The 13,393-nt window shown below is 73.4% G+C and carries 12 protein-coding genes; 3 read left to right on the top strand and 9 right to left on the bottom strand.

What is annotated here, in order from left to right; genetic code table 11:
- The first annotated feature begins 142 nt into the window (after positions 1 to 142).
- The gene (locus ACF1AL_RS14445; protein ID WP_391780204.1) at positions 143 to 622 is read left to right on the top strand and encodes a hypothetical protein; all 480 of its coding nucleotides are present in this window, start codon (positions 143 to 145) and stop codon (positions 620 to 622) included.
- A gap of 61 nt (positions 623 to 683) precedes the next feature.
- Here the strand turns inward: ACF1AL_RS14445 and ACF1AL_RS14440 are convergent, their stop codons facing one another.
- From ACF1AL_RS14440 to rpe, 7 genes are all read right to left on the bottom strand, one after another.
- Positions 684 to 1,136 (bottom strand): Lrp/AsnC family transcriptional regulator, encoded by a 453-nt coding sequence (locus ACF1AL_RS14440; protein WP_095748338.1) that lies wholly within the window; start codon positions 1,134 to 1,136, stop codon positions 684 to 686.
- A 27-nt stretch (positions 1,137 to 1,163) separates the two neighbouring features.
- Complete coding sequence (locus ACF1AL_RS14435; RefSeq protein WP_391780205.1) at positions 1,164 to 2,657, bottom strand: amino acid permease; 1,494 nt, start codon at positions 2,655 to 2,657, stop codon at positions 1,164 to 1,166.
- Positions 2,658 to 3,035: 378 nt separating this feature from the next.
- Positions 3,036 to 4,478 (bottom strand): GuaB1 family IMP dehydrogenase-related protein, encoded by a 1,443-nt coding sequence (locus ACF1AL_RS14430; protein WP_391780275.1) that lies wholly within the window; start codon positions 4,476 to 4,478, stop codon positions 3,036 to 3,038.
- Between the two features lie 141 nt (positions 4,479 to 4,619).
- Positions 4,620 to 4,904, bottom strand: coding sequence for a barstar family protein (locus ACF1AL_RS14425; protein WP_391780206.1), 285 nt, complete (start codon positions 4,902 to 4,904; stop codon positions 4,620 to 4,622).
- On the bottom strand, positions 4,901 to 5,341 hold the full coding sequence (locus tag ACF1AL_RS14420) for a ribonuclease domain-containing protein (protein ID WP_366838284.1): 441 nt from the start codon (positions 5,339 to 5,341) through the stop codon (positions 4,901 to 4,903). Before ACF1AL_RS14420 ends, ACF1AL_RS14425 begins: the two co-directional genes overlap by 4 nt.
- Positions 5,342 to 5,569: 228 nt before the next feature.
- A complete protein-coding gene (locus ACF1AL_RS14415) occupies positions 5,570 to 6,613 on the bottom strand; it encodes a sugar-binding domain-containing protein (protein ID WP_366838285.1) in 1,044 nt (347 codons plus the stop codon).
- A gap of 78 nt (positions 6,614 to 6,691) precedes the next feature.
- Positions 6,692 to 7,378: a ribulose-phosphate 3-epimerase gene (rpe, locus tag ACF1AL_RS14410; protein WP_366838286.1), complete on the bottom strand. Its 687-nt coding sequence runs from the start codon at positions 7,376 to 7,378 to the stop codon at positions 6,692 to 6,694.
- A 155-nt stretch (positions 7,379 to 7,533) separates the two neighbouring features.
- Between rpe and ACF1AL_RS14405 the strand changes: the two genes are divergently transcribed.
- Positions 7,534 to 9,672 carry an MMPL family transporter gene (locus tag ACF1AL_RS14405; RefSeq protein WP_366838287.1) on the top strand — a complete coding sequence of 713 codons (2,139 nt, stop codon included), beginning with the start codon at positions 7,534 to 7,536 and terminating at the stop codon, positions 9,670 to 9,672.
- 89 nt (positions 9,673 to 9,761) lie between these two features.
- Here the strand turns inward: ACF1AL_RS14405 and ACF1AL_RS14400 are convergent, their stop codons facing one another.
- Together ACF1AL_RS14400 and fmt are read right to left on the bottom strand one after the other, a co-directional pair.
- Positions 9,762 to 11,198, bottom strand: coding sequence for a transcription antitermination factor NusB (locus ACF1AL_RS14400; protein WP_366838288.1), 1,437 nt, complete (start codon positions 11,196 to 11,198; stop codon positions 9,762 to 9,764).
- Positions 11,199 to 11,332: 134 nt separating this feature from the next.
- Positions 11,333 to 12,262, bottom strand: coding sequence for a methionyl-tRNA formyltransferase (gene fmt, locus ACF1AL_RS14395; protein ID WP_391707546.1), 930 nt, complete (start codon positions 12,260 to 12,262; stop codon positions 11,333 to 11,335).
- Positions 12,263 to 12,626: 364 nt separating this feature from the next.
- Here fmt and ACF1AL_RS14390 point away from each other — a divergent pair, with 364 nt between their 5' ends.
- The gene (locus tag ACF1AL_RS14390; RefSeq protein WP_366838290.1) at positions 12,627 to 13,169 is read left to right on the top strand and encodes a hypothetical protein; all 543 of its coding nucleotides are present in this window, start codon (positions 12,627 to 12,629) and stop codon (positions 13,167 to 13,169) included.
- Positions 13,170 to 13,393: the final 224 nt, after the last annotated feature.

Here is a 13,393-nt window from a genome sequence, read left to right as displayed (position 1 = left end):
GCTTTTCTCCTCCCCCGGAAGGAGGCCGCACGGCTCCGTCTCCCCCGCACGGCCGGGCGGGCGGGCCGCCGGGAGGAGGCCGCGCACGGCCCCGGCGCGCGAGACTGCCAGGGGAAGCCGCCGTCCGCCGAAAGGGCCCGTCATGAATCGCACCGAGATCCGCGCCCTGCCGTACGTCGACACGCACACGACGCTCGTAGCGGCGGATCCGGACGCCGTCTGGCACGCGCTCGGCGAGGTCGTGGGCCGTTCCTTCTCCCGCGGCCGTATGGCGGGGGTGGCCCGTCTGCTGGGGTGCGCCGACCGGGCGCCCGCAGGGCCCCGGCCCATGGCGGAGGGTTCGGTGCTGGGCGGCTTCCGGGTGGCGGCCGCGGTCCCGGGCCGGGAGCTGGCCCTGGTGGGCCGTCACCGCTTCGCGCGCTACGCCCTGGTCTTCCGCCTCGACGCGGCCGGCGCGGACCGGACCCGTCTGCGGGCCGAGACCCGGGCGGCCTTCCCCGGTCCCGCGGGCGCGGTCTACCGCGGGCTGGTCATCGGCACGGGCGGCCATGCCGTGGCGGTGCGGCGCCTGCTGGCCGCGGTACGCGGACGCGCCCCCGAAGGGGCGCGTCACCAGGGCTGAACGGCCGCGGCGACCGGAAGGCGGCACCGGGGCGGTGGCCGGTCCGGTCGGCGGCGGTGCGTCACGTCGGGGAGCCCGAGGAGAAGCGGCGCAGCAGCGGGGACAGCACCAGGACCGACTTGGTCCGCTCCACGAACGGCTCTCCGGCGATCCGCTCCAGCACCCGCTCGAAGTGGCGCATGTCGGAGGCGAAGACCTGGGCGATCGCGTCCGCGTCGCCGGTGACCGTGGAGGCGGCCACCACCTCCTGGTAGCGCTCCAGGCCGCGCTGGATCGTCTCCGGCGAGGTGTTGCTGCGGCAGTAGATCTCGACGAACCCCTCGGTCTCCCAGCCGAGGGCCGCCGGGTCGACCCGGACGGTGAATCCGGTGATGGCTCCGGTGGCCCGCAGCCGGTCCACGCGCCGCTTGACGGCGGGCGCGGACAGGCCGACGAGCTGCCCGATGTCCGCGTAGGAGCGGCGGGCGTCCTCGGCGAGGGCGTGCACGATGCGTTCGTCGAGATCGTTCAGCACTGGGGGTGGTTCACTTCTTCGGTTCGGTCAGTTCTCTGCCGCCACGGCGGGCTCCTCGGCGGACGCCGCGAGACGGGAACGGCGGTAGCCGTAACTGAAGTAGAACACGAGCCCGACGGCCATCCAGACACCGAACACCACCCAGGTGACGGTGGACAGGCTGCCCATCATCCAGACGCAGAAGGCGAAGCCGAGGGCGGGCAGCACCGGCGAGAGCGGCACCCGGAAGGTGCGCTTCATGTGCGGGCGGGTCCGGCGCAGCACCACGACGGCCACGTTGACGAGGGCGAAGGCGAACAGCGTGCCGATGCTGGTGGCGTCGGCCAGCTGACCGAGCGGGATGGCGGCGGCGAGGACGCCGCAGAACAGGGAGACGATCACCGTGTTGGCGCGCGGGGCGCCGGTCTTCGGGTTGACCTTGGCGAAGATCTTGGGCACCAGGCCGTCGCGGGACATGGCGAACAGGATGCGGGTCTGGCCGTAGAGCACGGTCAGCACGACGCTGGCGATGGCGATGACGGCGCAGAAGGCGAGCAGGGTGCCCCAGAAGCTCTGGCCGGTGACGTCCGTCATGATCTTGGCGAGCGCGGCCTCGGAGTCGTTGAACTGCCGCCACGGCTTCGCGCCGACGGCGACGGCGGCGACCAGCACGTACAGCGCGGTCACGATCACCAGCGACAGGATGATGGCGCGGGGCAGGTCGCGCTGAGCGTCCTTGGCCTCCTCACCGGCGGTGGAGGCGGCGTCGAAGCCGATGTAGGAGAAGAACAGGGTGGCGCCGGCCGCGCTGACGCCCGCCATGCCGAGCGGCATGAAGTGGGAGTAGTTGCCGGACTTGAAGCCCATGAAGCCGATGGCGCAGAACAGGATCAGCGCGGCGATCTTCACGCACACCATGACGGTGTTCGCGCGGGCGGACTCCTTGGCGCCGCCGAGCAGGAACACCATGGCGAGGACGACGACGATCAGGGCCGGCAGGTTGAACACGCCGCCGTCGACGCCGGGCGGGTTGGCGAGCGCGGCCGGGATGGTCACGCCGATCGTGCCGTCCAGCAGCTCGTTGAGGTACTCGCCCCAGCCGACGGCCACGGCGGCGACGGAGACGCCGTACTCCAGCAGCAGACACCAGCCGCACACCCAGGCGATCAGTTCGCCCATGGTTGCGTATGCGTACGAGTACGAGGAGCCGGAGACCGGGATGGTGCCCGCCAGCTCGGCGTAGGACAGGGCCGAGAACAGCGCGGTGAGGCCCGCGATCACGAACGAGAGGGTGACGGCCGGGCCCGCCTTGGGGACGGCCTCGCCGAGCACGACGAAGATGCCGGTGCCCAGGGTGGCACCGATGCTGATCATGGTCAGCTGCCACAGCCCGAGGGAGCGGCGCAGCTGCCCTCCTTCGCCCTGGCCGCCCTCCGCGACCAGGCGTTCCACGGGCTTGCGACGCATGAGGCGCGCGGCGACGCCCGGGGACGCGGGGGCGGCCGATATCTGCTTCTGCGGGGGTGCGCCTTGGTCGAGCACGCGCTGGCTCCTTATCGCTGCCGGGATGAGTCGTACGGACCGGCACGACCGCCGGCCCTCGTGGGTGGGGACCGGTGGAGCCTGCGAGAGCAGGAACCCGCCGAGCGGGGTCCCCGCACGCCACGTACTAGCGCAGCACCCTACGAGGCGGGGCTTCACGGGCGTAATGCAGCAACCTTGCGCATCCCCGCATGATCATTGCGTTCCTCGGCCCCGAATGCCAAATCGTTGCGCCGGGGCTGTCGAGTGTTGCGCACGGCCCTCGGGCGTCCCTTTTGCCCGCGTATCCGCCGGCGCCGGGGACGCGGACATGCCGACGGCCCCCGTGATGCCCGGACTGCGGGATCAACGGGGGCCGTACGGAAGGGAGTTGGCGCGTCAGCTCCAGCTGGCGTGCAGCGGCTTGCCCTCGGCGTAGCCGGCCGCGCTCTGGATGCCGACGATCGCGCGGTCGGCGAACTCCTCCAGGTTGGAGGCACCGGCGTAGGTGCAGGAGGAGCGGACGCCCGCGATGATCGAGTCGATCAGGTCCTCGACGCCCGGGCGGGCCGGGTCGAGGAACATCCGCGAGGTGGAGATGCCCTCCTCGAACAGCGCCTTGCGGGCGCGGTCGTAGGACGACTCCTCGGAGGTCCGGTTGAGCACCGCGCGCGCGGAGGCCATGCCGAAGGACTCCTTGTACAGCCGGCCGTTCGCGTCCTGCTGCAGGTCGCCCGGGGACTCGTAGGTCCCGGCGAACCAGGAGCCGATCATCACGTTGGAGGCGCCGGCCGCGAGGGCCATCGCCACGTCACGCGGGTGGCGGACACCGCCGTCGGCCCACACGTGCTTGCCGTACTTGTTCGCCTCTGCGGCGCACTCCAGCACGGCGGAGAACTGCGGGCGGCCCACGCCGGTCATCATGCGGGTGGTGCACATGGCGCCGGGGCCGACACCGACCTTGATGATGTCCGCGCCGGCCTCGACGAGGTCCTTGACGCCCTCGGCGGCGACGATGTTGCCGGCCACGATCGGCACCTGCGGGTCGAGCGCGCGCACCAGCTTGACGGCGCTGATCATCGACTCCTGGTGGCCGTGCGCGGTGTCGATGACGAGCGTGTCGACGCCCGCGTCCAGCAGCTGCTTGGCCTTGCCCGCGACGTCGCCGTTGATGCCGACGGCGGCGGCGATGCGCAGCTTGCCGTTCGCGTCCACGGCCGGCGTGTACAGGGTGGCGCGCAGGGCGCCCTTGCGGGTGAGGATGCCGGCCAGGCGGCCTTCCTGGTCCACGGCCGGGGCGTAGCGGCGGTTGTGGTGGTCCAGGGTGTTGAACGCCTCGCGCGGGTCGATGTCCGCGTCGAGCAGCAGCAGGTCCTTGGACATGACGACCTCGAGCTGCGTGAAGCGGTCCACGCCGGAGAGGTCGGCGTCGGTGACGACACCGATCGGGCGCTGCTCCTCGTCGACGACCACGCCGGCGTTGTGCGACCGCTTCGGCAGCAGGGCCAGGGCGTCGGCGACGGTCTGGTGCGGGGCCAGCACGATCGGGGTGTCGAGCACGAGGTGGCGGCTCTTGACCCAGGAGACGACCTCGGTGACGACGTCGATCGGGATGTCCTGCGGGATCACCACGAGGCCACCGCGACGGGCCACCGTCTCGGCCATGCGCCGGCCGGCGATGGCGGTCATGTTGGCGACGACGAGCGGGATGGTCGTGCCCGTGCCGTCCGGGGAGCTGAGGTCCACGCCCTGACGCGAGCCGACCGCGGAGCGGCTCGGCACCATGAAGACGTCGTCGTACGTCAGGTCGTACGGGGGCTGGATGTCGTTGAGGAAACGCACGTGCTGCACATCCCAGTCGTTCAGAGGCGACCCCCTGACAGGTGTGCCAGGGGGAAAGAGCACGTACTTCATTGTCCCATGCCGCCCGCACACCGGGGCACAGTCGGTTCGTCCAGGCTGGTCAGGGGCGCCTTCGGAGGATCATCCAAGGGCGAGGGCCACGGTGACGGCAGTGGCCTGCGAGAAGACCTCCCGCGCGGTCTCCCACTCGGCGGGGCGCGCCTCGGCGTAGGGCTGCCAGTTCCGCACCACGACCAGCGGCTCGGCCTCTTCGGGCCACACGCCCGGGTCGGACAGGACGTCGGCGAGCGCGTCCCAGTTGCGGCCGAACCAGTCCGGCAGCCCGAGGTCCCGGGCGCACCGGTCCATCAGGCCCGCCTTGTCCGTGACCCCGTCGAGGTCGAGGGTGAGCACGGCTTGGGTCATCGCAGTACCGCCCTGAACGAGTCGTAGTGGTCGTCGGTGTAATACGTCTCGCCGCCCCGCCCGGTGACCAGGCGCCGGGCCCCGCGGTCGCGCGAGCCCGGGGTCGGGACGGTGTACTCGTGGTAGTAGCCGCGCGGGTGGCGGGGCAGCCGCCCCTCCACGTTGCCGAAGACGATGCCGTCCCGGGCGTACGGGAAGGGGCCGCCCCGGTCGATGAGGTCGAGGGTGTGCCGGGCCTCGGCGGGCAGCCCGGACTCCCGGACGGTCGCCATGCCGGCCGCCCAGGACGGCGTGGCGGCCGCGGCGGGCGCCCGGGACGCCGTCGTGGCCGTGGCGGGCGCCCGGGACGGTGCCGTGTCCGTGGCGGGCGCCGCGCAGGCGCCCAGCAGCAGGACGAGCAGACCGGCCAGGACCCGGGGGACGAACCGCAGCACCATGGGCCCGATGCTGCCACGGGGGCGCCTGCGTCCGCTGCCGCCACGGCCGCGCCCCGTCCTGCCTCGTCACGGCCGCGACCGGGTCCCGCCTGGTTGCTGCCGTAACCGGGCCCCGCCTGGTTGCGGCCGCATCAAGTCCCACCCGGCTACGGCACCGCATAAAGCCCCGCCCGGTTACGGCCGCGCCCGGGTCCGGCAGCGCCTCGGCCGGGCCCGGGTCGGCCTCCGTCAGACGCCGTCGGGGTCGGCCCGGTTCAGCGCCGGCTTCGGCGTGGGGCCCGCGGTCATCAGGTAGTCCGCGGCCGAGGTGTCCGTCACCAGGCTGGTGACGAGCCCCGAGCGCAGCACCGCGTCGATCGCCGACGCCTTGCGCTGCCCGCCCGCGATCGCCACGACCTCGGGGATACGGCGGAGCTGGTCGGCCTTGACCGTGATGCACCGCTCCCCCAGGTCCCGGCCCACCCGGCGGCCCTCGGCGTCGAAGAGGTGCGCGGACATCTCCGCGGCCACGCCCAGCGAGGCGTAGTGCGCGCGCTCCTCCTCGGAGAGCATGTCGTGCACCGTGGAGATGCCCGGCTCCCAGGAGCCGATGGACACACAGGCGACCGTGACCTTGTCGAAGTACTCGAAGGCCCGGGCGATGCCGGTCTGGTTGCGCAGCGCCGCCGCGGTGGCCGCGTCCGGCAGCAGCATCGGCGCGTAGATGGGGTGGGCGTCGCCGCCGGAGACCTGCGCGGCGCGGCGCACGGCCTCCACCGAGCCGCGCTCGGCGGTCCCGGCGTCGTAGACACCCGTCAGCTGCACGACCGTGCAGGGCGGCAGCCGGTCCAGGGCGGCCGCCATGTGGATGGTGGACCGGCCCCAGGCCAGGCCCAGCACGTCCCCCTCGTTCACCAGCTCGCCGAGCAGGTCGGCGGCCACTTCCCCCAGGTTCTCCGGGTCGGGGGTCTCCTCCGACTCGGGCGGGGACTCGACCACGACGGCGTGCCGCAGGCCGTAGCGGGCGCGGAGCGCGTCGGAGCGCTCGGCGTCCAGTTCGGCCGGCACGCGGATCTCGATGCGCACGAGATCCCGTTCGAGGGCCGTCTCCAGGACCCGGGCCACCTTGAAGCGGCTGACGCCGAACTCCTCCGCGATCTGGATCTTGGATTTGCCCTCGAGGTAGAAGCGGCGGGCCATGGCCGCCGCCTGCACCAGCTCAGCGGGTCCCATCCGCATGGCTGACCGGCCCGCCGACATACCCGACACGGCGATCTCCTCACTGCTGTTCACACTCTGGATTCGCCGTTCATCCTTGCAGATCCGGCGCGGTCGATCAGCCCTGATGGCGGGCGTTCACGTATCCGTTGGTCAGTGGTCGCACGCCCAGCTCGCCTTGGCGGTGGCCGCCTCCGCCTGCCGGCGCAGGCCACGCACCGCGTCGGCGGGGTCCTTCGCGCCGTAGACCGCGGATCCGGCGACGAAGACGTCGGCGCCGGCGTCCGCGCACCGCTCGATCGTCGAGGCCGAGACGCCGCCGTCGACCTGGAGCCACAGCTGCAGGCCGTGCTTGCTGATCAACTCGCGGGTGCGCCGGATTTTGGGGAGCATGATGTCCAGGAACGCCTGCCCTCCGAAGCCCGGCTCGACCGTCATGATCAGCAGCATGTCGAGCTCGGGGAGCAGGTCCTCGTACGGCTCGATGGGCGTCGCGGGCTTGAGGGCCATGGACGCGCGTGCGCCCTTGGCACGGATCTCCCGGGCGAGCCGCACCGGGGCGGCGGACGCCTCGACGTGGAAGGTCACGGACCCGGCGCCCGCCTCGACGTACTGGGGGGCCCAGCGGTCGGGGTCCTCGATCATCAGGTGGCAGTCCAGCGGGGTGTCGGTCGCGCGGGCCAGGGACTCCACGATCGGCACGCCGAGCGTGAGGTTGGGGACGAAATGGTTGTCCATCACGTCGACGTGGAGCCAGTCGGCTCCCCGGACCGCCTCCGCCTCGTCCGCGAGGCGGGCGAAGTCGGCGGACAGGATGCTGGGGTTGATCTGCACGGCCATGACCCAAGCCTGCCATGCCCCCGGCGGGTGAGCGCCATCAGTCCCGGCAGGATGCCCCGCTTCTCCGGGTGCGGGCCGTATGTGGCGTGTCGCGGGACGCGGCCGTACGACGTCCCGTCGCGCGCCGGTGCCGGGGCGCCCGGGCGGGGGCCGCGATGACGGGCGACCGGAACGTCGCGCGGTTCGTCTGCGGGCGGCGGATGAAGTGGGTCGTGGTCGCGCTGTGGCTGCTGGTGCTCTTCGTGGTCGCGCCCCTCGCGCAGAAGCTCACCGACGCCCAGGACAACGACGCCCAGTCGTGGCTGCCCGGCTCCGCCGAGTCCACCCAGGTGCTGAACCTCTCCGAGGACTTCCGGCCGGAGCAGATCCCCGCCGTCGTGGTCTACGCCCGCGACGGCGGACTGACCGTGCGCGACCGCGCGCAGATCGCCCAGGACGCGGCGCAGCTGCGCACCCTGCACGACCACGGCGTGCGCGGCCCGGAGACCCGCGGCCCCGTCTTCGACCGGCCCACCGCCCCGCGCGCCGCCCAGATCTACGTGCCCATCACGATGGACGCCTCCGGCTGGCAGCGCATCCAGCCCGCGGTGCACTCGATCCGTGACCGGGTGGGCGAGGGCGGCGCCGGGCTCGCCGTGTACATCACCGGGCCCGGCGGCACCGCCGCGGACTCCGCCAAGGCGTTCGCGGGCATCGACTCCACGCTGCTGTTCTCCGCGATGGCCGTGGTGATCGTGATGCTGCTGCTGACCTACCGCAGCCCGATCCTGCTGTTCGTGCCGCTGATCGGCGTGGTCGTCTCCCTGTTCACCGCCCAGGCGCTGATCTACCTGCTGGCCCGGCACGCCGGCCTGACCGTGAACGGACAGAGCGCGGGCATCCTCACCGTCCTCGTCTTCGGCGCCGGCACGGACTACGCGCTGCTGCTGGTCGCCCGGTACAGAGAGGAGCTGCGCCGGCACGAGGACCGGCACGAGGCGATGCGGCGCGCCCTGCACCGGGCGGGCCCGGCGGTCGTGGCGTCCGGCGCGACGGTCGTGCTGAGCATGCTCGTGCTGCTGGTGGCCGAGATGAACTCCACGCGCGGCCTGGGACCGGTGGCGGCGATCGGCGTCCTGGTCGCCCTGGTGACCATGCTGACCCTGTTCCCCGCCCTGCTGGTGTGCCTGGGCCGCTGGATATTCTGGCCGGTGATCCCGCACGTCGGCTCGGCCGACCCCACGGTGCGCGGGGTGTGGGCCCGCATGGGCCGGCGCATCGCGCGCCGCCCGCGGATGGTGTGGAGCGTGACGGCCGTGGTGCTGGCCGTCCTCTCGCTCGGGCTGTTCCAGCTGCGCGCGTCGGGCATCCCCAACGCGGACTCCTTCACCAGCAAACCGGACTCGATCGTCGGGCAGGAGGTGTCGGCCCGCTACTTCCCCGCCGGCACCGGCGACCCCCTCGTCGTGGTCTCCAACGCCGCGCAGGCCGAGCGGGTGGGCCGCACGGTCGCCGCGGACCCGGCCGTCGTACCGACGAGCATCGGCATACCGCCGGGCGCCGCCCCGGTGCACGACGGCAGGGTGCTGTTCGAGGCGACCATGCGGGACCCGGCGGACAGCGACGCCGCCAAGGCGACCGTGCAGCGGGTCCGCGACGCGGTGCACGCCGTGCCGGGCGCCGACGCGCGGGTGGGCGGCGGCACCGCGGCCCTGCTGGACATGGAGGACGCCCAGGCCCACGACAACTACCTGGTCATCCCGCTGGTCCTCGCCGTCGTCCTGCTGGTCCTCGGGGTTCTGCTGCGCGCGCTGGTGGCCCCGCTGCTGCTGGTCGGCACGGTGGTGCTGTCGCTGGCCAGTGCGCTGGGCCTGAGCGCGCTCGCCTTCCGGCACGTCTTCGGCTACGCGGGCGAGGACGTGGCCTTCCCGCTGTTCGTCTTCGTGTTCCTGGTGGCGCTCGGCATCGACTACAACATCTTCCTCACCACGCGCGTCCGCGAGGAGGCGATCCGGCAGGGCACCCGGCCCGGCGTGGTGACGGCCCTGGCCGCCACCGGCGCGGTCATCACCTCGGCCGGCCTGGTTCTCGCGGGCACCTTCGCGGCCCTGGGCACGCTGCCCATCGTCGGGTTCGCGGAGATCGGCTTCGCGGTCGCGCTCGGTGTCCTGCTGGACACCTTCGTGGTGCGGTCGGTGCTGGTCACCTCGCTCTTCCTGGACGTGGGCAAGAAGGTGTGGTGGCCGCACCGCCTGGCGCACCACGACGGCACGCCCGCACCGAGACCGAGCGAGGTCAGCCGGTCCGGCGGATGAGCGCCAGATACATCGCGTCGGTGCCGTGCAGGTGCGGCGGACGAGGGCGGCCGCACCGGCGAATGAGGTCAACCGGTGCGGCGGGCGGGTCAGCCGGTCCGGCGGATGAGCGCCAGGTACATCGCGTCGGTGCCGTGCAGGTGCGGCCACAGCTGCACGTCGGGGCCCTCGCCGAGGTCCGGGACACCCGGCAGCAGCGGGCGGGCGTCGACCAGTTCGGTGTCCGGGAAGCGCTTGAGCAGGTCGGCGACGACGGCCCTCGTCTCCGCCAGGTGCGGTGAGCAGGTGGCGTAGCCGACGACTCCGCCGACGCGCACCGACTCCAGGGCCGTGCGCAGCAGGCCGCGCTGCAACGGGGCGAAGGTGTCCAGGTCCTCGGGCCGGCGCCGCCAGCGGGCCTCGGGGCGGCGGCGCAGGGCACCCAGACCGGTGCACGGCACGTCCACGAGCACCCGGTCGAAGGTGCCGGGCCGCCACGCGGGACGGGTGCCGTCGGCGGCGATGACCTGGTACGGCCCCGGGTTGCCGGCGAGCGCCTTGGCGACGAGCCCGGCACGGTGCGGCTGCTTCTCGGAGGCGAGCAGCGTGGCACCGCGTTCGGCGGCGAGCGCACCGAGCAGCGCGGCCTTGCCGCCGGGACCGGCACAGCCGTCCAGCCACAGCCGGTCGCGCCCCTCGACGGGCGCGTGGGCCAGCGCGAGCGCGACGAGCTGGCTGCCCTCGTCCTGCACGCCCGCCCGTCCCTCGCGCACGGCCTCGACGGCCCCCGGCTCGCCGCCCTCGGTCAGCCGCACGGCGTACGGCGACCAGCGCCCGGGCACCGCGGCCTCCTCGCGCAGCAGCTCCTCGGGAGTGGCCCGGCCCGGGCGGGCGACCAGGGTCACCTCGGGCCGTTCGTTGTCGGCCGCCAGCAGTTCCTCGATGCCGGCCCGGCCGCCGCCGAGGGAGTCCCACAGCGCGGAGACGACCCAGCGCGGGTGCGCGTGCACGACGGCGAGGTGGTCCTCGGGGTCCTTGTCGTAGGGCGGGGCGATCTCCGCGAGCCAGGCGTCGAGATCGCGCTGGGCGACCTTGCGCAGCACAGCGTTGACGAACTTCGCCCGGCCGTCGCCGAGCACCACCCGGGCGAGCTCCACCGTCGCCGACACGGCGGCGTGGGTGGGGATGCGGGTGCCGAGCAGCTGGTGCGCGCCGAGGCTCAGCACGTCCAGCACCGGCGGATCGACCTCGCGCAGCGGCCGGTCGACGCAGGCCGCGATCACGGCGTCGTAGGTGCCCTGCCGGCGCAGCGTGCCGTACACCAGCTCGGTGGCCAGGGCGGCGTCCCGCGCGTCGAACTTCTCGGGCCCCTCCTTCTCCCTGGCCTTGCGCAGCAGCGGGGGCAGCACGAGGTTGGCGTAGGCGTCGCGCTCGTCCACCGCGCGCAGCGCCTCGAAGGCGAGGATGCGCACGGGGTCCTTCTGCGGACGGCGGTAGGGCTTGCCGGGCTTGCGCGGCCTGCGGGAGGCGCCGGGGGTGTCGCTCACGAAAAAGGTGCTCCGGATGTCAGAACGGGCTGTCCACCCAGCCTACGTCCCCCACCTCACGCGCAGGCGACGCCCACCGTCCAGCGGACCTTGCCGCACACGCAGGCGACGCCCACCGTCCCGCGGACCCCGCCTTACCCGAGGCTCTCGCCGGAGGCGATGCGGACGCCGCGCGCCCAGTCGGCGGCGCGCATCGGCTTCTTGCCCTGGGCCTGCACCCACAGCAGCTCCACGGCGTGCGAACCGGTGCCGGCGTGGACGTGGTTCTTGCCGACGTCCAGGGCGCCGGGGGCGAGGTCGGTGCGGTCGGTGAGCAGCGCGACCTGAATGAGCTTCAGCCGCTCGCCGCGGAAGGTGGTCCAGGCGCCGGGGGCCGGCGTGCAGCCGCGCACGACCCGGTCCACGCGCAGCGCGGGCGCGGCCCAGTCGACGCGGGCGTCCTCGACGGTGATCTTCGGCGCGAGGGTGACGCCCTCGTGGGGCTGCGGGACGGCCTTCAGCGTGCCGTCCTCGATGCCGTCCATGGTGGCGGCGAGCAGCCCGGCGCCGGCGAAGGCGAGCCGGGTCAGCAGGTCGCCGCTGGTGTCCGTGGGCCGGATCTCCTCGGTGACGGTGCCGTAGACGGGCCCGGAGTCGAGGCCCTCCTCGATGAGGAAGGTGGACGCGCCCGTGATCTGGTCGCCGGCCATCAGGGAGTGCTGCACGGGGGCGGCGCCCCGCCAGGCGGGCAGCAGCGAGAAGTGCAGGTTGACCCAGCCGTGCGCGGGGATGTCCAGCGCCACCCGGGGCAGCAGCGCGCCGTAGGCGACGACGGGGCAGCAGTCCGGCGCGATCTCCTTCAGCCGCTCCAGGAACTCCGGATCGCGCGGCTTGGCCGGCTTCAGCACCTCGATCCCGGCCTCCTCCGCCCGCTCCGCCACGGGCGACGCCACCAGCCTGCGGCCCCGCCCGGCCGGCGCGTCGGGCCGCGTGACGACGGCGGCCACCTCGTGCCGCCCGGAGGCGATCAGGGCGTCCAGAGCGGGAACGGCGACCTCGGGGGTACCGGCGAAGACGAGCTTCATGGGCGGGATCGAACCTCTCGGACGACAACGGTCGACGGGCAGCGCACCAGTCTATGACCACGAGGAAGAAGCCGCCGAAGCACCGGACACCGGAGGGAGAATCGCCGAAGGCGGCGGCGGGACACCGCTGGACGGCGGGACAGCCGCCGACGGCGATCGGCCGGAGAAGGAAGGGGCCGGCCTCCTGCCCGGCCGGAAACGGGCGGCGGGTGGGAGAACACCCCCGGCGAAGCCGAAGGCGAGCCGACCCGAGGGGCGCAGTCATATGCCCTCACGCCCCCACTGCGTGACCCGCGGAGCGAAGACGCGTTGGTCAAGAAAGAGTTGACCCCTTCTCCTCACCCCCGGTTCGAGAGGCTTGTTCATGGCCGACCACGCAACCCACGACGCCCAGGCCCGGGCCAGCCTGCACTTGCTGGTGCGGGACATCGAGCGGGTCCGCCGGCAGGTGGACGCGCTGCGCACGCTCACCGCTCAGCTGGGCAACGTCTACCGCCCGCGCCGCTCCGGCCCCTCCACGGGCTTCGTCGTCTACGGCCGCGCTCCCGCCCCGACGGTCCGCCTCGCCCAGGAACTGCGGGACAGCGTCGAGACCCTGGTCACCGCCGCGGTCGACTTCGACCGTTCGCTCGGCTTCTCGTGGGACGCGGTGGGCTCCGCACTGGGTGTCACCAAGCAGGCGGTGCACCGCCGCTACGGCTCCCGCCGCGCGGCCGCGCAGGCCGCGACCGAGCCCGAGCGGGCCGCCGAGCCGTCGGGCACCCGCACCGTCAACGTGGGCACCGGCATCCCCGTCGTGCCCACCGTCCCGGCCGCCCGCTCCATGCCGACCCAGCCGACGGCGGGCAGCACGTCCCTGCGGGACGAGGCGAGGCCGACGGCGTTCCCGGGCCCGCGCAACGGCTGACCCGTGCGCGGGGCCCGCGTGAGGTGAGACGCCGTCAACTGCCCTCCCGGTCACTCCGGGAGGGCAGACGCGTATCTACCCGCACCGGACGCCACCGACCGGCACCACGCCACCGAGCACCACCGACCGGCACCACGCCACCGAGCACCACCGACCGCACGACGCCACCGACCCGCACGGCACCGCCCCCTCACCCCCGCGCCCCCGTGCCTCCTCGGCGACCA

Source organism: Streptomyces sp. NPDC014801 (assembly GCF_043082085.1).
In the GTDB taxonomy this organism is placed as follows: domain Bacteria; phylum Actinomycetota; class Actinomycetes; order Streptomycetales; family Streptomycetaceae; genus Streptomyces.
Note: the sequence above shows the minus strand (reverse complement) of the source record. Positions and strands in the feature narration are given on the sequence as shown.